Raw genomic sequence first — 24,147 nt, 5'->3', positions numbered from 1 at the left:
TGTCTGCAACGGACACCTAATAACAAGCCTCGGGTACAGGGATGTTCGTCAACAAGGCACTTCCAACCATGACCAACAGGTAGCCCGCGATGAATGCAGTCAACACCCCACGTTTGCCCACTCCCTCTGCCCTGGTAAATCCACCATTGGCATCGGTTTCCCGATTACCGTCGGGCGCGAGCACGGCTCAGGCTCTTGCAAAGCCTGAACAGTCCTCCTCTTCCGGCACGCAGAGCCTGCAACAGGCCCTGGCCGACCAGCGTAACTGGCACGAATTGGCGCAGGCGCTCTTTAGCCTGGCCAAGGAGCTGCCGGCAGACGCCGATGAACAGGCCGTGGCTGACGCGTTAAAAGCGCGGTCGATGCCGCGCCACCTGGCCTCTGGCACCGCCACTACCGTGAACCTTGACGCGTTTATCAGCGAACAACGCCTGGCGCAGCCTACCCGCCGCCACTACGTTGTGTACTTGGCCGAGGCAGTGGCCCAGCGGGCACTGCAGTCGCCCCTGGGCAATTTCGGCGGTGGGCTGTCCTGGCCGATCCCCTTGAGCGTTGCCGACCAGAGCAAAATCGGCACGCTGGTGGACAAAAATACTGCAGGTCTGCCCGGTCTGCCGCTGGAGGATACGCGCAAAGGTGCCCTCGGTTATCTGCTCGAACAGACCCCGTTGTCCGATGCCGAGCTGCGAGACCCGCCCAACGCCCTGGCAAAACTGGTGGCATCCCCTCGCGCCCAGGCGCTTGGCCAGGCGATCCAAACCGAATTGGGTGGCGCTGACACCCCTGGCAGCGTCAATGACTACGTGCTCGCGGCCATCAACATGGGCCTGGACCTGGACTCGATGTTCGTCCCCCATCGCAACCATGTGGCCGGATTCGATCTGGCCAGTGAGCAGCACTGGGGCAAGGCGCCGTCCGATATCGTCAACCGGCTCAGCCTGCACTTGGTCAAGGAAGGTCGCGCCACCCATGCAACAGCGAGGTTCGCCGCGCACTTGCTACTGGCGCGGGTGGCGCCTCAACTGCTCGTCAAAGAGATACCGGCCGCGCTCACCTATGGCAGCCAGGCCTGGGCCAGTTTCTGTATCGCCGCAGCGGCAGTGGAGGCGCAAGCCCCGGGGACGGTAGCCAATATGACGTTTGCGCAAGTCATGCAGGCAGCAAAAGGGTCCGGCGCGTTGGCCCCCGAAGGTGCGCAGAGAGGGGCTTTAGTGGACTGGGCGGTGGTCAACGGTATGTTGCCCAAGCGCGAGAACGACAGTTACACCGCTGATGAGCTGGACAGCGCCAGAAGCGCCTATAACGCCCAGCAATCCGAACGACTCAACGCCTCGGCCCAACTGAGTAGCGAGCTGCCCAGCCGCAAACAGATCGCGTTGCAAAAGCTGCGCGAGGCCTTTGGCGATAACGTACCGTTCGAAGAAAAACTGCTGAGCGTAGACGATACCAGCACCCCCTATCAGGGGCCGCTCTATGACCCGAATCGACGACCGGCCGGGCGGTACTCGCTGCTCGACATCGCCATGATGGAGCTGCGCGATTACACCTGGAAAACCACCGACCCGCGCATTCCTATCGCAGCGGTCAACGCGCCGCTTGCGCTGGGCGTGAACAAGGCATTCAACGAGCAATTCAAACAGACCATCGATTCACATAAGCAGGGCTTGGGGACGCTGATCAAACAGCTCGTCTCCCAGTTGCCGCCCGCCGACCGCCAGAATCTGGCGCACGGCAAACTGGAGTTCTTTCAGAAGAAAACCTATGAACTGGGACTGGATTTTACCTCTCGCACCCTGCACCACACGGATCGAAAGCTGTTGATCAAGGCCACCGGCGCGGACGGCGTGACGGTGTATGAAGTGGATAGTAAGCGCGGCACGATCAATAAGGTGCCCGAGAGCGAACTGACCCGGCGCCGGGAGCGCAACGCCAATCACGAAGAAAAAATTGAGGCGTTCGTGCCCAAGAGCGTCGCAGCCGGCGATTTTGCGCTCAAGCCCGCGAATGGCACGCTGGCACCGGCCTCCTTCATCTCGGCGCGCACTCAGTCGATTGCCGATGCGTTTGTGGAACACCTCGATATCGACAATGCACAGGTGGTCAAGCAAGCCAAGGGGGTCACCCCTCTGGACAAGCAAAATGAGGTGGAATGGAAGCTCGCGGATTTTTTCTTGAACCTGGTGCCGCTCAGGTCCGCTATCGTCAACTTTCAGAATGGCAACTATGCCGATGGCGCCACGGACCTGGCACTGGACATGTTCAGTTTCGTGACCGCTGGAGTGGGAACGGCGGGCAAAGTGGCTAAGGCCGTCAAGAGTTCGGCGTCGACGACGGTCAAAGCCCTCAACACGGTGAAGGTGATCGGTGCCGCCGCCATCGGCGCCTTCAACCCCGTGAGCGGGGCCGGCGACTTACTGGTCGGGGCTGCACGGGTTACGCAGGCGGTAGGGCGAACGATTGCCAAAGGCACACGCGCCGTGGCTAACACAGGGGTTTCCCTGGTCACCCAAGGGGTCAATGCCCTGCGCGGCGCAACGGGCGCGTATGACTTGGTCCGGGCCAACAAAGGCTATGCCACGCTATCGGCGGGTACCTTCACCCTCGCGGACCGAACCGTGGAGACCACCGCAGTGCTGCACAACAACCAATGGCACGCCTACGATGTCGCCCGGCAACAGCCGTACGGCCCCGCCTTGGCGGACTTCAAACCTGCGGTGCCGCCAACCCGAGATACGCCGCTCCACGGTTTTTTCGACCGCATTTACAACCTGCTCCAGCCTGAAAACGCTCAAAGCGCTGTCACCCGCCTGACCGAGGAGGAGCATAAGAACTTTATCGCCAAATATAACCACGGCATGCGTAAGGAAAACCGTGCAGCCTTTGACCAAGGTTTCGACTACGGCAATCCGAGTGATATCCCCGGTTATTCACCCAACCTGAACATTCCCGATCTGCAGCGCCTGTCGCAGTACTGTTTCTCTCCCGAAGACATGGGCACATTGGCCAAAGCCATCAAACAAAAAGCTATCGCGGAATCTTTCCACCGCCTGGCGTACTTTGAAAAAGATATCGCCGCAGCAGGCGGGCATTTGCATCGGATGCCCCAGGACTTCTACCTCAGCCTGGTCAATATGGGCTCCGAGGGCGAATGTGCAGGCATTTCCAACGCCATGGCCCTTGCCATCGGCACCGGTAAAGAACACACGCTGCTGAGCAATTTTTACACCGCCGCCGCTAACCCGAACGTGCCAAGCAATGCCGCTTTTATCAAAAATATAGAGACCCTACAAAAGGTCACCGGCACGGAAACCCTTTATCACATGGGCCAGACGCCTCGGCGTGTGCCCTATACCACCATTATCTCGGAGTTGGCCAATGCCACCGAATCAACCACGCTTAGAGTCGCATCGGAACACCACGCGCTGCTCGCGGGTGTAAAGGTCGACGGTGCGAGCAAGCAATGGTTCTATTTCGATCCCAACTATGGGTACGTCACGTTTGATTCGCTGGATTCGATGAAGAATGGTCTGGAGCGCACGTTGAACAGGGGTATATCGCCCTATCGACTTGACGCCTATAAGCGCGATTCCGCTGTTCCCGAGTATCAGATAAGTCAATTCTCCCCCACAGACCTGACCCCAGACCGTACGGGTAATGTCGACGTATCGAGCCTCTCCACTGCGGTCCTATAAGCCGTGCCTGCGGCCCCGACGTTGCTGCACCCAGCGCGCCGGGGCCGACTTGCTGCCGCGCATCATCCGGGCAAGACATTCGCGCAGACTCCCGTCACAATACGCGCGCCAGGGGAACTTGCTGCGATCGACACGACTCACTAGAGGATGGTCTTTGCATTCACACGACCTGCACCTCCAATTTTCGGGAAACCTCACTATGTCCGCAGCCTCCTCCACCATCCTAGTAGTCGAAGACGACAACATCGTGCGCATGTTGATCGTCGATGTCCTCGAAGAGTTGGAGTTCACGGTCATTGAGGCGGCCGACGCAGCGGAGGCGCTGGGCATGGTCAATGATGAAAGCCAGCTGATTCAGCTGATGATGACCGATGTGGGCCTGCCGGACATGGACGGCAAAGAACTGGCAGCCAAAGTACGCGCACTGCGGCCCGGCTTGCCGATCCTGTTTGCCAGCGGCTACGCCGAAAACATCGACGCGCCGGCGGACATGCATGTGATTGGCAAACCGTTTTCCATCGATCAACTGCGTGACAAGGTCAAGTCCATCATCGGCTGACTGCTTTCATTTTCTCGCCTGCGCCGTACCTTCAACGCCTGCCATTAGCGCTTATCGCGCAGGGCGATAGGCGCGTCGACGCTATCCCATCGATCAATCGGTCATTCAGGACAAAAGACTTCCAGCGAAACTGGGTGCAAACTCTGCCGGCCAGCGATTCCCTGCCGTACGCCCCCCCCGCGCACGAGGCCTACTTCGATAAAAGCTGGAAACTCAATGACATCACCCAGTTCCCTAAGAGACGCAACAACATGATCAGAAAACCGACGCGCCTGCTGTTAGCGAGCCTCTCGATCCTCCTGAGCAGCGGCGCCTGGGCCGATTTCACCGCCACCCCGAGTGAAGCGCGGGCCATCGCCAAGGAAGCCTACCTGTATGGTTTTCCGGTGGTGGAAATGTACAAAACGCTCTACACCCAAGCCGTCGACAAGGGCGGCGCCAACTTCAAGGCGCCGTTCAACCACATCGGTAATACCGCCCAGGTGTTCACGCCCAAGGACACCGCATTCGTCAGCCCAAACGCCGACACGCCCTACTCGTTCGTGTGGATGGACCTACGTCGCGAACCCCTGGTGCTGACCCTGCCCAAGATTGAAGACAATCGTTACTACTCGGTGCAGTTGATCGACCTCTACACGCAGAACTTCGCCTACCTGGGCACGCGCAGCACGGGTAACAACGGCGGCCACTACATGATCGCCGGGCCAAACTGGAAAGGTCAGCAGCCGGTGGACATCGATCGCGTGGTCTATAGCGAGAGCAATATCGCTTACGCGCTGTACCGCACGCAGTTGTTCGACGAGAACGACCTGGGCAAGGTCAAGCAGATTCAGAGCGGCTATAAAGTCCAGCCGCTGAGCAGCTACGTCAAGCAAGCCGCACCGGCCAATGTGCCAAAGGTCCAGTGGCCAAAACCCACCGCCACTATGAGCGACAGCCCGCAACTGTTCCGCTACCTGAATTTCATGCTGGCGTTCGCCGCCCCCCAGGACAGCGAGAAAGACCTGCTGGCGCGCTTTGCCAAGATTGGCGTCGCCCCGGGTGCGCCCTTCAAGTTCAACCAGCTCAGCGCCGAACAACGCAAGGCCCTGGAAGAAGGGATTGCCGACGGCAAGGCCGAGTTTGCCGCGTTCAAAAAAGACAAGATCGACACCCACCAGGTGTCTAACGGCGACCTGTACGGCAGTCGTGATCACCTCAACAACAACTACTTGTACCGCTACGCTGGTGCCAACATGGGCATCTTCGGCACCTCCAGCGACGAAACCGCCTACCTGAGTTATGTCGTCGACAGCGAAGGTAAACCGGCGAACGGGGCACGTCATAGCTACACACTGCATTTCAACAAGGACCAACTGCCACCGGCGGACGCGTTCTGGTCGCTGACCATGTACAGCGCCAAGACCCAGCAACTGGTGCCCAACCACAAGAAGCGCTACTTGATCAATTCAAGCATGTTGCCCAGCCTCAAGCGCGATGCCGATGGCGGCCTGACCCTGGCCTTGCAACATCACGAACCGCCCAAAGCCGAACAGAGCAATTGGTTGCCGGCTCCCCCCGGTCCGTTTTACGCCGTGCTGCGGATTTACCTGCCCAAGCCTGAGGTCGGCAGCGGTCAATGGAAACTGCCGCCGTTGACCCCGCTCAAGTAACACCGCGAGCTCGGCTCCGGCGAGTCCGGACCGAGCACGTCACTTTCCGATATCAGGCCGACAGCGCCAACCTGTACTACCGCTGGTTTATTGGCTGCTAAAACGGGTAAGGTGCGCGCGATTACCCACGGAGCTGCACCGCACATGACTTGCTGGGATGTCCTTGATCTGCCCCCGGATGCCGATAGCCGCACCATCAAGCGCACCTACGCGGCGCTGCTCAAGAAAACCCGTCCGGATGATGATCCCGAGGGGTTCCAGCGCCTGCGCGAAGCGTATGAAGCGGCCCTGAACGGGCAAGAGTCGGTCATGGACGACGCGTCTGCCGCCGTTGCGGTCGAAATGGCTGCACCAGAACCGGTCGACGGCACCCTGCCCCAGCGCTATGAGCAGGCCTTGGCCCAAGGTAACGGCCTGGCATTCGAAGTGGCGCTGCTCGAACGCTGTATCAGCGACGACACCGTGAGCGATGAGGAGCTTCGCTGGGCGTTTGACACCTTCCACTGGCTCAGTGCCTGGCAGCGCCTGGAGCTGCCAGCGCAATGGCTGGATGCCCTGGCCTCTCAATGCAGGCAGGCGTTGCGCAGCCAATTGGCGCTGGCACTTGCACAACGTAATGAAGCGGACTTCCTCAATGCGTACGCCCGGCGTGACGAACACGCCTGGTTGCGCCAGCCGGCGCACGCTCAATGGTTCAACCAGACACTTGCCACGTTGCTATGCGACGGCTACTTCTGGTTGCCTGCGTTGTTCGAGGCCGTCCGCGCCGGGCAGGGCTGGCCTCACGGTGGCGAAAACCCCTGCCCCGAGGATGAATGGCAGCACCTGTTGCGGCGTGAGAAAGGGCCGGCGTTCATTGCCCACCAGCGTGCACTGGCTGTTGTGCCGCCGCACACTGCGCAACAGCGCGCCGCTCGTCTGCTGTTGGCACCGATGACACTGGGGCAGCGACGTGCATTCGCTCAGCGCTTGAGCGAGGCCGACTGGGAGGCGTGCCGAGCGCTGGCCGCGCGCATTAAAGCCGATCATCCCGACGTTGCGCTGTCCCTGCCCGGCGGTACGGCTTATTTCTGGCAGGAGTGGGAAGCTGCTGTCGACACTTGGCCGCTGGCGCTGGCGACAGTGCTGGGCTGTGTGACAGGTGCACTGTTCCAGGCGCCGTGGTTTTCAGGAGTCCTGGTCAGCACACTGGGGCACGCGTTGGTATGGTCGATGGCCTATGTCGTGGGCGGCGCCCTGGCCTGGCAAGTGTGGCGTCCGCTGGTACATCGGGTCCGCGTCCTGGATGAAAGCCTCGCCGTCAGACTACCGACGCGACTCTGCCCTACCCGCCTGCCGTTATTGCCGCTGCGCGATCTGTTGCCGGGGGCGATCATGAGCGTGGCCATCAGTGTTCAATTCGGCGCGGTTGCGGGCCTGGTGATGGTGGCGACCCTGGTCGTGATCGGTGCGGGTAAGCGTCAAGCCCGCACGGGCTACAAAGAATGGTCCACCCGCCATCCGCGCAAGACCATCGGTGTATGGGGCCTTGTCACTTTGCTCCTGACAATGATGTTTGCAGCGCTCAAAAGCTTTGACAGTCATTATCAGGTGGGCCGCAATCAAGGCCTGCAACAGTGGACAGAGCGCGTGTGCAGCCGCATGCCGAGAACAGCACAACCCTGCCAGGCCCCCGCGACCCAGGCACAGTGGTACGGTCAGGAGGCTGAGTGATGAAGCCAATCATGTTGTACCCCGTCGGGGTGGTATTGATCCTGTGCCTGTTCAGCCTGGCCGGCGCCAGCAAACAACTGCAGATTGTGCAGTGGTGGCTCAACCAATTGGACAGCCCCCAGACTGCAACGGCCGGCGCGCTTGCGCCGATCATCGATTGCGTTAACCGCGTGGACCGCGATACTCGGCTGGCCTACTACTTGCTGACTCAGGTCGACGCCTCAGTCCGGACGGCTGAGCGCTCCGGCGCCGCGAACTTGCCTCGGGAAGAATTTGGCGACAACGCCGAGCCGCAAGCCCGCCTGATCCAAAAGCAGATATGCACCCCTGCTATTACCCTCCAGCTGGAACGCCAAGCCCCCGGCAGCCCATTGATCACGGCCACGCAGCAGTACTTGCAGACCCTTCGCAGAATCAGCGACGTCGGCACGCTGCTCAGCCCCAACCAAACCCCCGGCGCGAAAACGCCGCAGCAGCAATTATTTGGCAACGTCATGCTTGACCAGTTGAAAGCAGAACTAAGCCGTAACGGTGGCGGCTACCTGTCGGCATCCGCGGCTCTGCGTGACGATCTGACGCGTGAGGAGCTGCGTTTGCGCCCCCTACAGCTGGATTTACTGGAAGCACGTCTGGGCCGAGACCTGCATTGGCACCTGCTCAATTACATGATTGCGTCGCGCCAGTCGATCGATCGGATCGACCAAGGGGTACGCGCTGCCGACCTGACACCCCAAGCCCTGGCTGCGTTGACCGCTTCGGTTCAGCGTGCCCAAGAAAGTGCCGCAGCCTTTGTCGATCAGATGCCGGATAAAGAACTCACTGAAGAAACGCTGCACCTTTGGTACACCCTCAGAACCCCCGCCGATACCTACCTTGCTGCCCTGCAAGGCATGCTTCAAGACTGGCTCAACCACGCCACCCCGCAACAGCTGAGTGACGACTATGACCTCGTCACCCGCCGCTACGACGTCCTGCTCAGCTATTACAACCGGCCGGCACGCAATGCGTTTTAGTGCTTTTTGAATTTCACATAGGACTGATGCAGGTCTGAAGCCCAGCCGTCGATCACGTTTTTCACATCATCGGCTTTCATCACCTGGGCGTCGTTCTCCAAGGGCTTGCCGGTGCCTTTGCGCACCACTTGGGCCAAGACTTTGCCGTTGGCACCGTCGAGGAACTGCGCCTCGGTGCCGAGGGTGGTTTCTTGATCGCGAATGCCAGTGCCGGTACTGACTGCCGCCGCCACCAGGGCTACCGGGATGAACTCATAAGGTTTAAGCCCTTCGGTCTTGCTGCTGACGGCAGTGATGGCCGCGCGCACCACGATTACGCCTGGGCCTGGGGCATTGGCCAAAGGCAACGATTTGGCCAGCTCGCGTTTGAGCGCCTGGTTGTAGTAGGTGTTAATGCCGTTGAGGGTGCTGTCAGGGATTTTCGCGGTGGCCTGGGGTTTGGGATAGAACTGGGTCGGTTCGATGTACACCGCGTTATAGCGACTCAGGTCCAGTTGGGGATCGACCCAGCGCATCACTTCGACGCCTGACGGTGACTTGGCTTGCTTGAGTTGGCTGTAGTTGGAAAGAAAGCCCGAATATTCATCCGGTTGCGTGACCTGGCTGGCGCAGCCTGCAATCCCAAGCGAAGCCACGCACAACGTACTGACCATTAGCCTTAGTTTCATCATTGAACTCCCTGGCAGTCATCATCGAAGGACGGAGCTGTAGGTATAGCCAATCCTGGGGAAATGGTGCGCTCACTCGACGGATCAAGCCGAGATGACAAAAACTGCACCGGTCATTTGGCGGGCAACTGCGTATGACTAATCAACCGTCGGTAAGTAAGGTGGAGCTCCCCCCTATCAGGAGCATCACATGCGCACCATCGGCCTTATCGGCGGCATGAGCTGGGAGTCCAGCGCCGAGTACTACCGCATCATCAACCAGCGCGTGCGTGACCAGCTCGGCTCGCTGCGCTCGGCGCAGGTGTTGATGTACAGCGTGGATTTCGGCCCGGTGGCGCAGGCGCAGCACGATGGGCGCTGGGACGACGCGGCGCAGATCCTCGAAGACGCGGCGCGACGCCTGCAAGCCGGCGGCGCGGACTGCGTGGTGCTGTGTACCAACACCATGCACTTGGTGGCGCCGCGTATCGAAGCGGCGATCTCGATTCCGTTTTTGCATATCGCCGACGCCGCTGGCCAGGCGGCCGTGGCGGCCGGCACGCTCAACGTCGGCCTGCTGGGCACGGCGTTCACCATGGAGCAGGATTTCCTCAAGGCGCGCCTGGCCGAGCATGGCTTGAACGTGCTGGTGCCGGAGGCCGAGGAGCGCCAGAGCGTGCACCGCATCATCTATGAAGAGTTGTGTGTGGGGATCATCAGCGACACCTCGCGCGACGCTTATCTGCGCATCATTGCGTCGTTGGCTGCCCGTGGTGCCCAGGCGATCATCCTCGGATGCACGGAAATCGGCCTGTTGATCAAGCCCGAACACACCAACCTGCCGCTGCTGGACACCACCGCGTTGCATGCGCAGGCCGCGGTGGCGTTTGCCTTGCAGGATTAAGTCGAAGGACGCAAACGCGCCATGCTGACGGTGTCGACGTAGACGCCGTCACGCAGGGCGTAGTCGCGCAGCACCCCTTCCACCTCGAAACCGAACGAGCGGTACAGACGTTGCGCGGCCTGGTTATCGGCAAATACCGTCAACTCGACGCGGTGCAGGTTCATCCAGTTGTCGGCCACGTCGAGGGCTGCCTTCAACAGCCGCGAGCCGACGCCCTTGCCCTGCCAGGCAGTTGCCACGCCCATGCCGAAGGTGCCGACATGGGCCTGGCGCACGCGCAGGTACTGTTGCAGCCCCAACTGCCCAATCACCTCGCCGCCGTGCAATGCCACCAGTTGCAGGCGACGTTCGTCGTCCATCACCAAACGCTTGCGCCACACTTCAATCGACTGGAACGGCATCTGCAGTACCTGACGGCACACCGCCGGCTCGTTGTAGAGCGCCGCGACGCCGTCAAGGTGGGCCTCGGTAAAGCGCTGGATGACGATATGGGGTTCAGGCGCGTGCATGGGTTTCATCCTTTGAAAGACATGTGGTCGGCCAGTGTAGAGGCGCCGACCGCACGCTGCCTAGGGCGCTGAAGCGGTTGTCCACAACGAAGGCCAGTCGCCGTAGGCCACCCCGGTGCAGCGCGACATCATGTGAAACTCGCTGAGCTGGAAAGCCTTGCCGTCAAACAACCACACCGCCCCGGCCCCGCAATCGCCGAGCCCGCGTTGCTTGTAGAAGTAACTCAGGGTGCCAGTGGCTGGGTCGTAGCCCACCGAGCCTTGCAGCGCGGCGCCGTCCAAAGGCAGCGACTCCAGTTGCAACGCGGTCTGGGCATATGGTGCCTGGCGCGCGCGACGCACCACCTCGTATTCGCAGTTGTAGGCCGCGCAGTCGTAGCTCAACACGGTCATGGCCTGCGAGGCAGTCAACGCACCGGCACTGGCTTCGGGTGGCGGCGAGTCTTCTTGCGCCGTTTCACCTTTGAGGGCCTCGGCCACCAAAGCTTGCTGCTCCTCGGCGGTCAACGCCGGCGCACCGGGGAATGGGCGCAGCAGCGGCGTCGGCAAACGCGCCGGCACGGCACTCGCCGCACCTTTGCCGGGTCGTGCCAGTGCAGTGACGTTATCCACCCGGCCTTGCACCGCATCCATCAACAGCAGCGATGCACTCAACCCACTCAGGGAAACGTGGGCATCGGCATCGCCGGGCAGCTGCAAGCGCTGACCATCGCGCAAGCGTTGCAACCATCGGCGCGCGGCGTCGTCGTCAAGTACGCCAAAGGACTGCACATGGGGATCGCCGCCCTGGTCGTCCAACTCCACCTGCAATGCCTGGGTCAAGTCATTGCCCAGGGGCTGGCCGTCCAGTTGCAGGGTCGACAGGTCCGCCGTCTCCCCCCGATGGTCGAAGCGCAGGCGCAAGTAGCCCTGAGGGCCGGCCTTGTGCCAGATATGCAAGGTCAGTGAGCTGTAATCTTCTTCATTGGCACCGCTCGGTGCGCTGAGGGCGTGGCAGTTGCGCAGGTTGTCGCAACCGACCACCCATTCCTTGATGTCCCGCAGCAGCGGCACGCGTTCGCTAGCGGGTTGTGCAAAGGCTTGGGCAGAGGAACCGGCCAGCAGGGCCAGGAGTACGGGGCGCAACATGGGGGACTCTCCGTGTCTGAAAAGGCGCGGATTGTCCCATGTTCATTGATAACAGGGGTAGCGCTCAGGTTCGCGCCTGCCCGCGTACACGTGCTGCGCGTTTTTCCAATCTGTTTGCGTGCCGTTCGGCCTGTTGCTTGAGCACCTGACAGTATTCAGTCAGGCAGTGTTTCGCGTCGGGTATTTCAATTTCATCGGCCAGACGCCGAGCTGCGGCGGCGGTGATGGGCGTTCCGCGAGGTCTCAGTCGGCCCCTTATGACAGCAGCTCTATCGTTGACCAAGGTGGGATGATTGAGCTTGAGCACCTCGATCGTAGTGCAGGCCTCAGGGGTCAGGCCTTCGACATACCCGTCACTGGAATACCGAAACTGCCGCTCGACGTTGGCGGCCAGAGGGGAGACAAAGGGTCTGCGGGCGGTGTCGTAGTCGTCCTTTTCCACTGCGCCGTAACCGCATGCGACCTTGGTTTGGCTTGAGGGATAGCACGCGACCATGTTTGCATAGACGATGCTGTCGGCCTTGTGGTACTTCTGTGGAAGTACATGCTCAATGTGGCAACTGAACTGCGTACCGTGCCCCTTGGCCTGACATTCGACCGCCGTCGGTAGACGTCGCAAGGTATAGGCGCACAAATGAAGCTGTTCCTTCAGGAGCGCCTGACGGACCGCCTCGCTGGGAAAACTGCTGTCCTTACCGTAAAACAAGTTTTGCGGTGTATCGCGGTTTTCTCTTCGCCATTCAATCAACGCCCGGGGCTCGGCGCCCTTCCTGATCGACCTCACGCCTCGCCCTCTTCGCCTGACCTTAGGGCATCGATATTAGCTTGTGCTTCAAGCACGTCAGGAATACTGCCGACCTTTGCGCGAAGGTGCGCAAGGTTGGCTTGGGCAGACTCCACCTCGTCATCGTCAAGATCGCGGTAGATCTTTCTAAGTTCACGGCTGACATGGTGATTTTGCGCAAGCTCGCCCATCAGTTCCTCGATAACCTCACCGCTGCGAAGCCCCAGAGAGCGTTCGGGATGGCCCAGATACCGGCCATCCTTCAAGAGCATGATCGACTCGGGAGGCAACTCACCCAGGATTTGCGGAGAATGAGTGGTGATGATGAATTGGCAATTAGGGAATGTATGTTCAAGGTTGGCGACGACGGTGCGCTGCCAACCTGGGTGAAGATGAAGGTCAAGTTCGTCGATGAGCACGACACCCATTCCTTGCAATGGATCAGGGACTTCGCGGTTGAGCAATGTAAGGCGACGCGCCAGATCACCGACCATGGCCAGCAAGCATTTCTCGCCATCGGACAGTTGTAAAACGTTGAACTCCAGGTCGCCTTTAAGCACTGTCATTCGAAGGGCAGGTTTGCGCCGAACCCGGATATCTTTGAATCCGGTAAACGTCTCAATGGCTCTTCGCACGGCGGAAAGCTCTGGGTCTCGATAGCCGGGAATATCACGGCTATTTTCATTCTCAAGGTCTTCCTGATTGCGAAACCAGATAAAAAACCGCTTGAAGTCCGCGCCGCCGTGACCGAGTGCGTCGTCGTAACCCTCTGCAATTGCATTCACCAAATGCTCGCGGACGCGCAAAGGTACGTCCAAGACTGCACGGTGTACGTCGTAATAAACCGCCAGCGGCAACGTTATCGACTTTTCCAGACCGGATTCATAGTGATCTACAGCATATGCAAGCTCATCGGCTTTGAAATTAAGCGGTAGTAAGTCACTGCTACGCTCAGCAGGATGCTTACCTCCTTTTTTATTTAGCGCGATTGCCCACCTCAGGTCTGTCATCCCAGGCTGACTCAGCAATTCAGAGGTGATATCTAAGCGGGTAAAGTCAGCGCCAACTCGTATGTCATCTTTGGACAATGCTCTGGATTTAGACGCTTTGCCCACGATGCGTGCGGTTAGGTTAGAAAGCGTTATCGCCAAGGCATCCAGAATCGAAGACTTGCCCACCCCGTTGACGCCCACCAAAGCGACAGTCTTCTTTCCTTCGAAATCGAGTTCCATCCGCTTGATGCCGCGGAAATTGACGAGGGTAAAACGCTTGATCTGCATGATCGGCTTCCAACGTGCCCGGCCAGGTCAGCCAGCCTTCAAAGTAATCACGGATCATAGTAATTATCGACAGATCTGTCACGGCAACGCCGGTTGCTCCTATCGGCCGCTCGTTGCCACGCGCCACACCCGCGCAATATCCGCCGCCCGCTCGCGCAACAAGCGCGGTGCCTCGCTGCACGCCTGCTCAAGGCTGATGGGCCCGCTGGGCAAGGCGAAGGCGGCGTCGACGCCGTGTGAGTACATCTGCTCGTAGCCTTCACCGAGGGTGCCGGCGATGACGATCACCGGTACGCCGAGTTGCCGGGCGATGCGGGCCACGCCGAACGGGGTTTTACCGCGCAGGGTCTGGGCGTCGAAGCGGCCTTCGCCGGTGATGACCAGATCAGCACCGCGCACGGCGGCATCCAGGCCCACCAAGTCGGCAACCACCTCCACCCCCGCGCGGAACTGGGCGCCGAGAAACGCCTTGGCAGCGAAGCCCAGGCCGCCAGCGGCGCCGCTACCGGGTTCGTCGCGCACATCGGTGGGCAGCACCCTGGCGCAGATGTCGGCAAAATGGCCGAGGGCAGCATCGAGCTGTTGCACCTGCTGCGGGCTCGCTCCTTTTTGCGGGCCGAAAATCGCCGAGGCGCCGTGGGGGCCGCAGAGGGGGTTATTGACGTCGGCAGCAATCTCGAAACGCACCTCGGCCACGCGGGGGTCAAGGCTGTCCAGGTTGATGCGCGCCAATTGCGCCAAGGCCAAGCCGCCAGGTGGAAGGGGCTGGTCGTCGGCATCGAACAATTGCACACCCAAGGCCTGCATCGCCCCCGCACCACCGTCGTTGGTGGCGCTGCCGCCGATGGCCAGGATGATGCGCCGAGCCCCCGCCTCCAGCGCCGCGCGGATCAGTTCACCGGTGCCGAAGGTGGTGGTTCGGCACGCGTCGCGCTGGTCCGGCGGCAGCAGTTGCAAGCCGCTGGCTTCGGCCATTTCGATGATCGCGGTGTGGCTGTCGGCCAACCAGCCCCAGCGTGCGTCCACCGGGGCGCCGAGCGGGCCGCGCACGGTCTGGCGGCGCAACTCGCCGTGGCAGGCGGCGAGCACCGCGTCCACCGTGCCTTCGCCACCATCGGCCATCGGGCACTGGATCATCTGCGCGTCCGGCCAAACCTGGGCCAACCCCTCGACAATCGCCTGGGCAACGCCTGCGGCGCTCAGGCTGTCCTTGAACGAGTCGGGGGCGATGATGATCTTCATGGGCGTTCTCCGTTTTTTATAACGCCCATGCTGCCAGTTGGCTGCGGCAATAACGCCGGTCCGATGCACAAGTGCGGCGCAGGTTTGTTGTTCATTCCGACAAATCCTGGGGCAGCAACTGCACGCCCAGGTACAAGGCGAGCATGCCATCGAGGGTCAGCGGGTCGACACCGCTGAGTTCGGCGATGCGCTCCATGCGATAACGCAGGCTGTTGCGATGGATGCCCAAAGCGTCGGCACACGCCTGGCTTTGCCCGTCGTGCTCGCACCAACTGCGCAAAGTTGCCAGTAATTGGCCGTTGCCGTCCTTGGCCAGTACTTTGCGTAGCGGGTTGAGCAATTCATCGAGGGCGTCGTCGTTGCGATGACGCCACAGCATTACCGGCAGGCGATAGCGATTGAGGGTCAGCACTTGCGTGTGGGGCAGGATGTCCCGGCCATAGGCCAACAGGTCGCCGACTCGCCGATAGCAACGGCGCAGCCCGGCCAGCCCGTCGGCCTGGCCGCCCACCGCCACACGCTGGATCTGCCAGCCGTGGCCGGCGAGTTTTTCCAGCAGCTTGGGATTGTCCACCGGGAGCCCGGCCGGTCGGCACCACAACAATGAAAACTGCGCCGAGCTGACGCACCAGCTGTCGGGATAACGCGCAGCCAGCCAGGCGCCAAGGTCCTGCGCGGAGGCGCCCGCGCCCAGCTCGAACAGGTATGGCGTACGCGACAGATGTGGCTTGAGCCCCAGTTGCTGGGCTTCGTCGACCAGGCGCGGCGAGTCGCCGGATTCGGCGAGTAACAACGCCAGCAGGTCATCGCACCGCTGGCGGCGCCATTGCTGTTCGGCTTGTTGGTGACGGTGGCTGACCAGCATCTCGGCGGTCATGCGCACCAGTTCGGCGTAGGTACGCAGCAGTTGCGGTTCACCAGTGATGCCCAGCACACCGATCAGGCGTTGATCGTGCATCAGCGGCAGGTTGATGCCGGGCTGCACGCCTTTGAGGTGCTTGGCGGTGTGGCCGTCGATTTCGACCACGCGACCGTTGGCCAAGACCAATTGCGCGCCCTCATGGCGAGTGTTGATGCGCTCGGGCTCGCCGCTGCCCAGGATCAAACCCTGGCTGTCCATGACGTTGACGTTATAGGGCAGGATGGCCATGGTGCGATCGACGATCTCCTGCGCCAGGTCATGATCCAGCTCGAACATGGGGTTAACTTCCTGCAAGGCGTGGTTGGTCATCGGCACAGCGCAAAGGCACGTTCACTGTGCGCGAGCACAAAGACAGCCCCCAGCTACCTGGCCGAGACTCTTGTGGCGATCAACGTTACCTTCGCATCGCGAAAAATCATAATAAAGAGAGAACGCCATGTCACAGAGCGCCGCTGTCACCCAGGCCAACGATGACGATAAAAACGCTGTCTACAAGCGCGTGACCCTGCGCTTGATCCCCTTCATTTTTATCTGCTACCTGTTCAACTACCTCGACCGCGTCAACGTCGGCTTCGCCAAGCTGCAGATGCTCGACGCCCTCAAGTTCAGCGAAACCGTGTACGGCCTCGGGGCCGGGATCTTCTTTATCGGTTACGTACTGTGCGGCGTACCGAGCAACCTGGCGCTGAGCAAATTCGGCCCAAGGCGCTGGATCGCCTTGATGATGATCGTGTGGGGCACGCTGTCCACCTGCCTGCTGTTCGTCAGCACGCCGACGCACTTCTACACCTTGCGCCTGTTTACCGGTGCGGCCGAAGCCGGCTTCTTCCCTGGCGTAGTGCTGTACCTCTCGCAGTGGTTCCCGACCTTCCGTCGCGGGCGGATCATGGCGTTGTTTATGTCGGCGATCCCCGTGTCGGGCCTATTGGGCAGCCCGTTTTCCGGCTGGATTCTCAACCATTTCGCCGCCGGCCAGGGCGGTCTGGCCGGTTGGCAGTGGATGTTCCTGCTCCAAGGCATACCCACCGTGGTGCTGGGCGCCCTCGCCTACTTCTTGCTCAGCGACAGTTTCGCCCACGCCAAATGGCTCACGCCCCAGGAACGCGCGGTGCTGGAAGGCGACCAGGCCACGGACCTGGCGAACAAGCCCAAGACCACCAGCGACTCCCTCGCCGAAGTGTTCAAGAACCCGGCGATCTGGGCATTTGGCCTGATCTACTTCTGCATCCAGAGCGGCGTGTACGCCATCAACTTCTGGCTGCCGTCAATCATCAAGAACCTGGGGTTCAGCGATAACCTGGTGATCGGTTGGCTCAGTGCGATCCCGTATTTGCTGGCGGCAGTGTTTATGCTGCTGGTGGGCCGCTCCGCCGACCTGCGCAAAGAGCGGCGCTGGCACTTGGTCGTGCCCATGCTGATGGGCGCGGTGGGCCTGGTGATCGCGGTGAATTTCGCTACCACGCCGGCCATTGCGATCCTCGGCCTGACCATCGCCACCATGGGCGCGCTTACCGGCCTGCCGATGTTCTGGCCGGTGCCGACGGCGATGCTCAGCGCGGGTGCCGCCGCCGGTGGGCTGGCGTTGATCAACTCCATGGGCCAGATGGCAGGTTTCCTCAGCCCATATATCGTCGGCTTTGTGAAAGATGCCACCGGCTCCACGGATACGGCCCTGTACCTGCTGGCGGCGGTGATTGTGGCGGGCAGTGTATTGGCACTGCGCATGACTCGCTCATTGCGCACATAAGCCATGACTCAGGATGCACCGGGGCTGGTGCATCCTGAGCCCGCATAACCGTTATAAGCTTTTTGCTTTTTAAACCTGTCAACCTTGACAGTACCCGCTGCTTTTATTTGTTCTCATACTCCAGGCGCCACCCACTTGGATGAGGACTGCGTCATGGAGATTCTTCAACTGCCCAGAAATTCGCATCTGGCCGAGGGCACGGCCAGCGCGAACATGTCCGGCGTGATCACGCGGGCATTCAAAGCGGACACGGTCAGGCTGGAAAAGACCCATGTCCAATGGGTTATTACCGCACGTCAGAGTGCAGTGGGTTCTCAACCCAGTGTCGAGCTCACCTGCTTGCTGCCCTTGAGCCTTCGCGACAATGGCAAGCCCCATACATACAGCTTCGACGGCACACGCAAAGTGACTACGGCCTCTGCGGCAATATTTACCGCCAACACCAACTTTGTAGCCGTATCAGGTGAAATTACCGTCACCTTGAGGAAAAACCGTATCGTCGCAACGTTCAATTTTACCGCCCAGCCCTATAACCAACCGGAAGCTCAGTTGATGGTGTCCCGAGGCACCTGTGACGTACATAACGGCAACGGGAAATTCGAGGTTGAGCTCAGTGGCGGGATACTGCCTATGCCCTCATTCAAGGCTGAAAACCTGGCCGTCAATACGTTTGAGCACTTGGGTGTCGCCCCGTACTACAACATCCTAGGGTGGTCCCGTGTTTTCCCCGACACCGAGTATTTCTTCGCCGTGCAAATTGATACCAAAGTCAGAGAGGGCACATACAAAATCGTCCTGGACGATCCACGGATCGGGATTTTGACAAACCTGATTGGCTTTCAGCATCTGTATGCAACCAGCGGTCAACTCACCATCAAAAAAATGCCACATGCCGGACACGCGATCGCGGACTTCAAGGTTGAATTCAATCATCCCCCCTTGCCGGTTTGTTCAGCCAAAGGCCAACTGAATATTCAGGACTACGGCCAAGCCCCAGGCTGAGCGGTTCACCGACTGACGAGGATGTTTGAATAAGGATGTGGCCTGGACGTCCTTATTGATCATTTCGTACGTCGTTCAACAGCGCATGGCAGCGTTGCTGCAAAAATGCCTGGAACACTTTGACTCTTTCCGACACTTGCGCGCGATGGGGACACATGAGGTTCAGCGGCGCGGGCTCACCTTGCCAGCCCTCGAACAACGGCACCAAACGGCCGGCCCTTATGTCCCTTACTACATCCAGCCCAGCTTTATAGGTCACCCCATGCCCCGCCAGCGCCCACCGCCGCGCCACTTCACCGTCGTCGCACAAATAATCGCTATGCACGGGCACTTCCTGCACCACATCTCCTTTGCGAAAGCTCCATGTGTTGTTGGGGCGGCCATGGCGCATGTAAATCAGCGCGCTGTGCTGCGCCAGATCGGCAGGCTCACGAGGGGTCCCGTGTCGGGCCAAGTACGCAGGGCTGGCGCAGGCCACGCGGTGGTGGTGCGCTACGATCGGTAAAGCCACCAGGCTGGAATCATTCGGCACGCCAAAGCGCAGGGCAATATCCACGGTCTCGCGGAACAGGTCGGCGTTCTTATCGTTAAGCAGTAACTGCAGGCGGATATGGGGGTGCTGTTGCTTGAAGTCATCCAACCATCCCAGCAAAACCGTGCGCCCAAAATCCGAGGGAGCGGCCAGTTGCAGTACACCGTTCAAGCCTTCGCCGTGCCGCTTCAGCCCTTGTTCCCCTTCAGACAAAGCGGCGAGCGCCAGGCGCACGCTGTCCAGGTAACAGCGGCCCTCTTCAGTCAGGCGCATGCTGCGCGTAGAGCGAGCCAGCAGGCGAACGCCAAGGCGTGTTTCCAGACGCTTGAGCGCAATGCTCGCGGCAGCGGGTGTCAGGCCAAGGGAGCGTGCGGCGGCGGATAGGCTCCCGGTATCCGCCGTACGGGCAAAGACTTCAAGGTCGAGAATCGAGCTCACTGATAAAAATCCTTTAATGATCTTGTCGATTTACCGCTATTTTTCCGACATTGCCAAGCTGAGAGGATGAATATCCCTTTTTTAATGCGAGGCAGTACCCATGACATCTCCCCTCAATGGCAAAACCGTGGTGGTGATTGGCGGCAGCAGCGGCATCGGCGCGGCGGTCGCCGAGCAGGCCAGGTCACTAGGCGCGCAGGTGGTGCTGGCTGGACGACGCCTGTCTTCGGCGATCCACAACGGCCTGCGCAGCGAACCTGTGGACGTGACGGATAATGCGTCATTGCAACGCCTGTTCGAGAGCGTGGGCCGCTTTGATCATTTGGTTTACACCGCCGGCCCTGCCGTACAGGCGAAAAATCTTCAGGACACCGACCTGCAACTGGCCCAGGACAATTTCAACGTCAAGCTCTGGGGCGCTTTGCGGGCTATCCAACTGGCACTGCCATTCCTCGATGAGCATGGGAGCATCGTCCTTACGTCCGGGCAGTTGGGGCGCAAGTTAGTGCCTGGGCAATTCATCAAAATCGGCATTAACGCTGCGACCGAAGCGCTGGGCAAACAATTAGCCAAGGAGCTGGCACCGCGTCGGGTCAACGTCGTCAGCCCCGGCGTGATCGACACACCGGCGTATGCGGGGTTGTCGGAAGATCAACGCGAGGCCATGTATGCCAAAGTCGGTCACGCTTTGCCGGTCGGACGCGTGGGACAGGCTTACGAAGTAGCAGCCGGGTATGTACTGGCCATGGAAAATGCCTTCATGACCGGCAGCGTGATCGACATCGACGGCGGCGGTTTGCTGTAAGGCGATGGCATAAACCGCATTCATGTCCATAACCGGCTTGTTCGGCGGTGCCGCGATCTGGTATTGCATAGGCTCTATCCCGCGACATTGAGGTGTTCTCTATGCTTTATCGTTCTCTGGGCCACTCCGGTTTGAAGGTCAGCGCCCTCACCCTGGGCACCATGATGTTTGGCGAACAGACCAACACCGAGGACTCGTTGCGCATCATCGACAAGGCCTGGGACCAGGGCATCAACTTTATCGACACCGCGGATGTGTACACCGGCGGGCGCTCTGAAGAGTTGGTGGGTGAAGCCATCGCCCGGCAGCGCCAGGACTGGGTGGTGGCGTCCAAGGTCGGTTTCGGCCCGCCGGATGGGTTGCCCAACCGCAGTGGCCTGAGCCGCAAACGGATTTTCAATGCCCTCGACGCCAGCCTGAGCCGCCTCGACACGGATTACCTGGACATCTACTACCTGCATCGTGAAGACCACCACACACCGCTGGAAGTAACGGTGTCGGCCATCGGCGACCTGATCCGTCAGGGCAAGATCCGTTACTGGGGCCTGTCCAACTACCGTGGCTGGCGCATTGCCGAGGTCATTCGCGTGGCAGAGCGCCTGGGGGTGGACAGACCGGTGATCAGCCAGCCGCTGTATAACATCGTCAACCGTCAGGCCGAGGTCGAGCAGATTACCGCTGCCGCAGCCTATGGCCTCGGTGTGGTGCCCTACAGCCCGCTGGCGCGCGGTGTGCTCAGCGGCAAATACGCGCCGGACGTTACCCCTGAGGCCGGCAGCCGTGCCGCGCGTCAGGACAAGCGCATCCTGGAAACCGAATGGCGCGTGGAGTCGCTGCGCATCGCCCAGCAGATCCAGCAGTACACCCAAGGGCGCGGCGTGGGCATGGTGGAATTCGCCATCGCTTGGGTGCTCAACAACGCCGCGGTGAGTTCAGCTATCGTTGGGCCGCGCACGGAGGCGCAATGGGACGCCTACACCGGCGCGCTGCAGGTGAAGATTACGGCGGAAGATGAGGCGTTCATCGATTCGCTGGTGACGCCGGGGCATTCGTCTACGCCGGGATTCAACGATGTAGGCCATTTTGTGTCGGGGCGGACGCCGCTGTAAGCGCTTTGAAAGTGCAGCGCGGCAAACTTTTGTGCGATTTGCCCCAAAACAGAGCAGCCGTAGCGCGCCGAAAGCACCATAATCCCCTCCTCTTTTGATTGAATCGGTTTTGGCGAGGACAGCGTGTCTAAAGGTGTGGTGTTATCGGTGTCGGCCTCGGTGTTGTTTGCCGTGATGTATTACTTCACGTCCTTGCTCACGCCATTGAGCGGCCTGGAGATTTTCGGCTGGCGCATGTTGTTGACCGTGCCATGCATGACAGTGTTCATGGCGGTCAGCGGCGAATGGCGGCAAGTCCAAGAACTGCTGCGCAGGTTGGCGGCCGAGCCGCGTTTGATCGCTGGCGTGGTGGTGTCGTCGGCCCTGTTGGGGGTGCAATTGTGGCTGTTCATGTGGGCGCCTCTCAATGGCCGCAGCCTGGATGTGTCGGTGGGTTATTTCCTGCTGCCGCTGACCATGGTGCTGACCGGGCGCCTGGTATGGGGCGAACAATTGTCGTATCTGCAAAAGATCGCGGTGTTTTTCGCTGCCCTCGGCGTGCTGAACGAGCTGTACCAGGCCGGTGGTTTCTCCTGGGCGACGTTGGTGGTGATCATCGGTTACCCGCTTTACTTCATTGCGCGCAAATACCTCAAGACCGATCATTTGGGCGGCCTGTGGCTGGACATGGCGCTTATGCTGCCCGTGGCCTGGTGGTTCGTGCAGAGCGGCGAACAGGGCTTTGCAGTGATGGATGCGCAACCGAAACTCTATGCGCTGATTCCGATCCTCGGCCTGATCAGCGCCTCGGCACTGGTGAGCTACATCATCGCCAGTCGTTTGCTGGCTTTCAGCCTGTTCGGCCTGCTCAGTTATGTCGAGCCGGTGCTGTTGCTGGTAGTGGCGCTGCTGCTGGGCGAAGGGATCAAGGCGGGCCAATGGCTGACCTACATTCCGATCTGGATCGCGGTCATGGTGCTGGTGTTTGAAGGGTTCAAGCATTTGGTACGCCAGCGCCAGCCGTAACACGCAGGCGCTAAAAAGCCCGACCAGGGTCAACTCTGGTCGGGCTTTTTTCTACGCGTGGGTTCAGTCGGTGGTCAACACACCGCGCCGAACCTGATCACGCTCGATGGATTCGAACAAGGCTTTGAAGTTGCCTTCGCCGAAACCGTCGTCGCCCTTGCGTTGAATAAACTCGAAGAACACCGGGCCCATCAGGGTTTCCGAGAAGATCTGCAACAGCAGACGCTTGTCGCCCTCGATCGAAGAACCGTCCAACAGGATTCCACGGGCCTGCAACTGGTCCACCGGCTCGCCATGGTTCGGCAAGCGACCTTCGAGCATTTCGTAGTAGGTGTCCGGTGGCGCGGTCATAAAGCGCATACCGATTTTCTTCAACGCATCCCACGTCTTGACCAGGTCATCGGTGAGGAACGCCACATGCTGGATGCCCTCGCCGTTGAACTGCATGAGGAACTCTTCGATCTGCCCGGCGCCCTTGGACGATTCTTCGTTCAGCGGGATGCGGATCATACCGTCCGGAGCGCTCATGGCCTTGGAGGTCAGGCCGGTGTACTCGCCTTTGATGTCGAAGTAACGCGCCTCACGGAAGTTGAACAGCTTCTCGTAGAAGTTGGCCCAGTACACCATGCGCCCGCGGTAGACGTTGTGGGTCAGGTGGTCGATAACCTTGAGACCGGCGCCTTGCGGGTTGCGGTCTACGCCGTCGAGAAAGACGAAGTCGATGTCGTAGATCGAACTGCCTTCACCGAAACGATCGATCAGGTACAGCGGCGCGCCGCCGATGCCTTTGATCGCCGGCAGGTTAAGCTCCATCGGGCCAGTTTCGATATGGATCGGCTGCGCGCCCAGTTCCAGTGCGCGGTTGTAGGCTTTCTGGGAGTCCTTGACGCGGAACGCCATGCCGCACACCGACGGGCCGTGCTCTGCGGCAAAGTAGGAGGCGATACTGTTGGGCTCGTTGTTGAGGATCAGATTGATCTCGCCCTGGCGATACAAGTGCACATTCTTGGAGCGGTGGGTGGCGACTTTGCTGAACCCCATGATCTCGAAGATCGGCTCCAGGGTGCCGGGCGTCGGCGATGCGAATTCGATGAACTCAAAGCCCATCAGGCCCATTGGGTTTGCGTGTTGGTCGGTCATGTTCGGTGCCTCATCCTGCTCTTTGAAATAAAGAGTCTGATTAAAGAAAAATCAATTGCCAGCAAGGATGAGGTGCAGGGGTGGCGCGCAGGACAGGCCTCGCACGCTGCGGGCGAGGAAGTCACCAAAGATGAGGGGGGAGCCGAGTCGCTTCATGGTTACATCAGTCTCTGACGGCTTTAGGCTTGCGTGAGCGCAAGTCATATTCTTGTATGCGTAAATCGATTCTACACAGCGTAACCTGGTTTGTCCGTACTCTTATCAAATCCCCATTGCCCTGGCGCGTGCAAGAGGTTTGTTGCACAGGTAGATACGTCAACCACC

The 24,147-nt window shown here is 60.2% G+C and carries 20 protein-coding genes; 11 read left to right on the top strand and 9 right to left on the bottom strand.

All coding sequences use genetic code 11. From position 1 onward, the window contains the following. The first annotated feature begins 89 nt into the window (after positions 1–89). The 5 genes from K1567_RS02950 (at position 90) to K1567_RS02930 (ending at position 8,629) form a co-directional block, all read left to right on the top strand. A complete protein-coding gene (locus K1567_RS02950; protein ID WP_220698114.1) occupies positions 90–3,692 on the top strand; it encodes a hypothetical protein in 3,603 nt (1,200 codons plus the stop codon). A 199-nt stretch (positions 3,693–3,891) separates the two neighbouring features. Next, positions 3,892–4,251 (top strand): response regulator, encoded by a 360-nt coding sequence (locus K1567_RS02945; protein ID WP_034097955.1) that lies wholly within the window; start codon positions 3,892–3,894, stop codon positions 4,249–4,251. Between the two features lie 251 nt (positions 4,252–4,502). Further along, the gene (locus tag K1567_RS02940) at positions 4,503–5,903 is read left to right on the top strand and encodes a DUF1254 domain-containing protein (protein WP_220698113.1); all 1,401 of its coding nucleotides are present in this window, start codon (positions 4,503–4,505) and stop codon (positions 5,901–5,903) included. Positions 5,904–6,047: 144 nt separating this feature from the next. After that, positions 6,048–7,616, top strand: coding sequence for a J domain-containing protein (locus tag K1567_RS02935; RefSeq protein ID WP_047882181.1), 1,569 nt, complete (start codon positions 6,048–6,050; stop codon positions 7,614–7,616). Beyond that, positions 7,616–8,629 carry a DUF3829 domain-containing protein gene (locus K1567_RS02930; RefSeq protein ID WP_034097961.1) on the top strand — a complete coding sequence of 338 codons (1,014 nt, stop codon included), beginning with the start codon at positions 7,616–7,618 and terminating at the stop codon, positions 8,627–8,629. Before K1567_RS02935 ends, K1567_RS02930 begins: the two co-directional genes overlap by 1 nt. Here the strand turns inward: K1567_RS02930 and K1567_RS02925 are convergent. Then, positions 8,626–9,297, bottom strand: a complete 672-nt coding sequence (locus K1567_RS02925) for a DUF3313 domain-containing protein (RefSeq protein WP_034097963.1) — start codon at positions 9,295–9,297, stop codon at positions 8,626–8,628. The two genes, K1567_RS02930 and K1567_RS02925, sit on opposite strands and share 4 nt — an antisense overlap. Before the next feature lie 190 nt (positions 9,298–9,487). On the opposite strand from K1567_RS02925, the gene K1567_RS02920 reads away from it, so the two are divergent. Continuing rightward, on the top strand, positions 9,488–10,180 hold the full coding sequence (locus tag K1567_RS02920) for an aspartate/glutamate racemase family protein (RefSeq protein WP_034097964.1): 693 nt from the start codon (positions 9,488–9,490) through the stop codon (positions 10,178–10,180). Here K1567_RS02920 and K1567_RS02915 read toward each other — a convergent pair. The 6 genes from K1567_RS02915 to K1567_RS02890 all read right to left on the bottom strand — a co-directional run bounded on the left by K1567_RS02915 (position 10,177) and on the right by K1567_RS02890 (position 16,321). Continuing rightward, entirely contained in the window at positions 10,177–10,689 is a 513-nt protein-coding gene (locus K1567_RS02915) for a GNAT family N-acetyltransferase (protein ID WP_034097965.1), read from the bottom strand. The two genes, K1567_RS02920 and K1567_RS02915, sit on opposite strands and share 4 nt — an antisense overlap. 60 nt (positions 10,690–10,749) lie before the next feature. Then, a complete protein-coding gene (locus K1567_RS02910) occupies positions 10,750–11,817 on the bottom strand; it encodes a DUF1176 domain-containing protein (protein ID WP_220698112.1) in 1,068 nt (355 codons plus the stop codon). A gap of 64 nt (positions 11,818–11,881) precedes the next feature. Further along, positions 11,882–12,601, bottom strand: a complete 720-nt coding sequence (locus K1567_RS02905) for a hypothetical protein (RefSeq protein WP_220698111.1) — start codon at positions 12,599–12,601, stop codon at positions 11,882–11,884. After that, positions 12,598–13,881, bottom strand: coding sequence for an AAA family ATPase (locus tag K1567_RS02900; RefSeq protein ID WP_220698110.1), 1,284 nt, complete (start codon positions 13,879–13,881; stop codon positions 12,598–12,600). Before K1567_RS02900 ends, K1567_RS02905 begins: the two co-directional genes overlap by 4 nt. 99 nt (positions 13,882–13,980) lie before the next feature. Further along, entirely contained in the window at positions 13,981–15,123 is a 1,143-nt protein-coding gene (locus K1567_RS02895; RefSeq protein ID WP_220698109.1) for a glycerate kinase, read from the bottom strand. A gap of 91 nt (positions 15,124–15,214) precedes the next feature. Further along, positions 15,215–16,321 carry a sugar diacid recognition domain-containing protein gene (locus K1567_RS02890; protein WP_034097970.1) on the bottom strand — a complete coding sequence of 369 codons (1,107 nt, stop codon included), beginning with the start codon at positions 16,319–16,321 and terminating at the stop codon, positions 15,215–15,217. A 160-nt stretch (positions 16,322–16,481) separates the two neighbouring features. Here K1567_RS02890 and K1567_RS02885 point away from each other — a divergent pair, with 160 nt between their 5' ends. Both K1567_RS02885 and K1567_RS02880 read left to right on the top strand, forming a co-directional pair. Next, positions 16,482–17,792 (top strand): MFS transporter, encoded by a 1,311-nt coding sequence (locus K1567_RS02885; RefSeq protein WP_220698108.1) that lies wholly within the window; start codon positions 16,482–16,484, stop codon positions 17,790–17,792. 153 nt (positions 17,793–17,945) lie between these two features. After that, on the top strand, positions 17,946–18,794 hold the full coding sequence (locus K1567_RS02880; RefSeq protein WP_034097974.1) for a hypothetical protein: 849 nt from the start codon (positions 17,946–17,948) through the stop codon (positions 18,792–18,794). A 52-nt stretch (positions 18,795–18,846) separates the two neighbouring features. Here K1567_RS02880 and K1567_RS02875 read toward each other — a convergent pair whose 3' ends face one another. Further along, complete coding sequence (locus tag K1567_RS02875) at positions 18,847–19,764, bottom strand: LysR family transcriptional regulator (RefSeq protein ID WP_220698107.1); 918 nt, start codon at positions 19,762–19,764, stop codon at positions 18,847–18,849. Between the two features lie 100 nt (positions 19,765–19,864). Here K1567_RS02875 and K1567_RS02870 point away from each other — a divergent pair, with 100 nt between their 5' ends. The 3 genes from K1567_RS02870 (at position 19,865) to rarD (ending at position 22,683) form a co-directional block, all read left to right on the top strand. Then, a complete protein-coding gene (locus K1567_RS02870; RefSeq protein WP_047882176.1) occupies positions 19,865–20,569 on the top strand; it encodes an SDR family oxidoreductase in 705 nt (234 codons plus the stop codon). A gap of 101 nt (positions 20,570–20,670) precedes the next feature. Next, positions 20,671–21,678 carry an aldo/keto reductase gene (locus K1567_RS02865; RefSeq protein WP_034113774.1) on the top strand — a complete coding sequence of 336 codons (1,008 nt, stop codon included), beginning with the start codon at positions 20,671–20,673 and terminating at the stop codon, positions 21,676–21,678. Positions 21,679–21,801: 123 nt separating this feature from the next. Next, the gene (rarD, locus tag K1567_RS02860) at positions 21,802–22,683 is read left to right on the top strand and encodes an EamA family transporter RarD (protein ID WP_220698106.1); all 882 of its coding nucleotides are present in this window, start codon (positions 21,802–21,804) and stop codon (positions 22,681–22,683) included. A gap of 63 nt (positions 22,684–22,746) precedes the next feature. On the opposite strand, the gene hppD is transcribed toward rarD, so the two are convergent. Further along, positions 22,747–23,823 (bottom strand): 4-hydroxyphenylpyruvate dioxygenase, encoded by a 1,077-nt coding sequence (gene hppD, locus K1567_RS02855; protein ID WP_034097982.1) that lies wholly within the window; start codon positions 23,821–23,823, stop codon positions 22,747–22,749. Positions 23,824–24,147 lie beyond the last annotated feature (324 nt).

The sequence above is a fragment of the Pseudomonas sp. S5F11 genome, from assembly GCF_019641515.1.
Taxonomy (GTDB): domain Bacteria; phylum Pseudomonadota; class Gammaproteobacteria; order Pseudomonadales; family Pseudomonadaceae; genus Aquipseudomonas; species Aquipseudomonas rhodesiae.
This window is presented reverse-complemented; position numbering and strand designations above follow the sequence as displayed.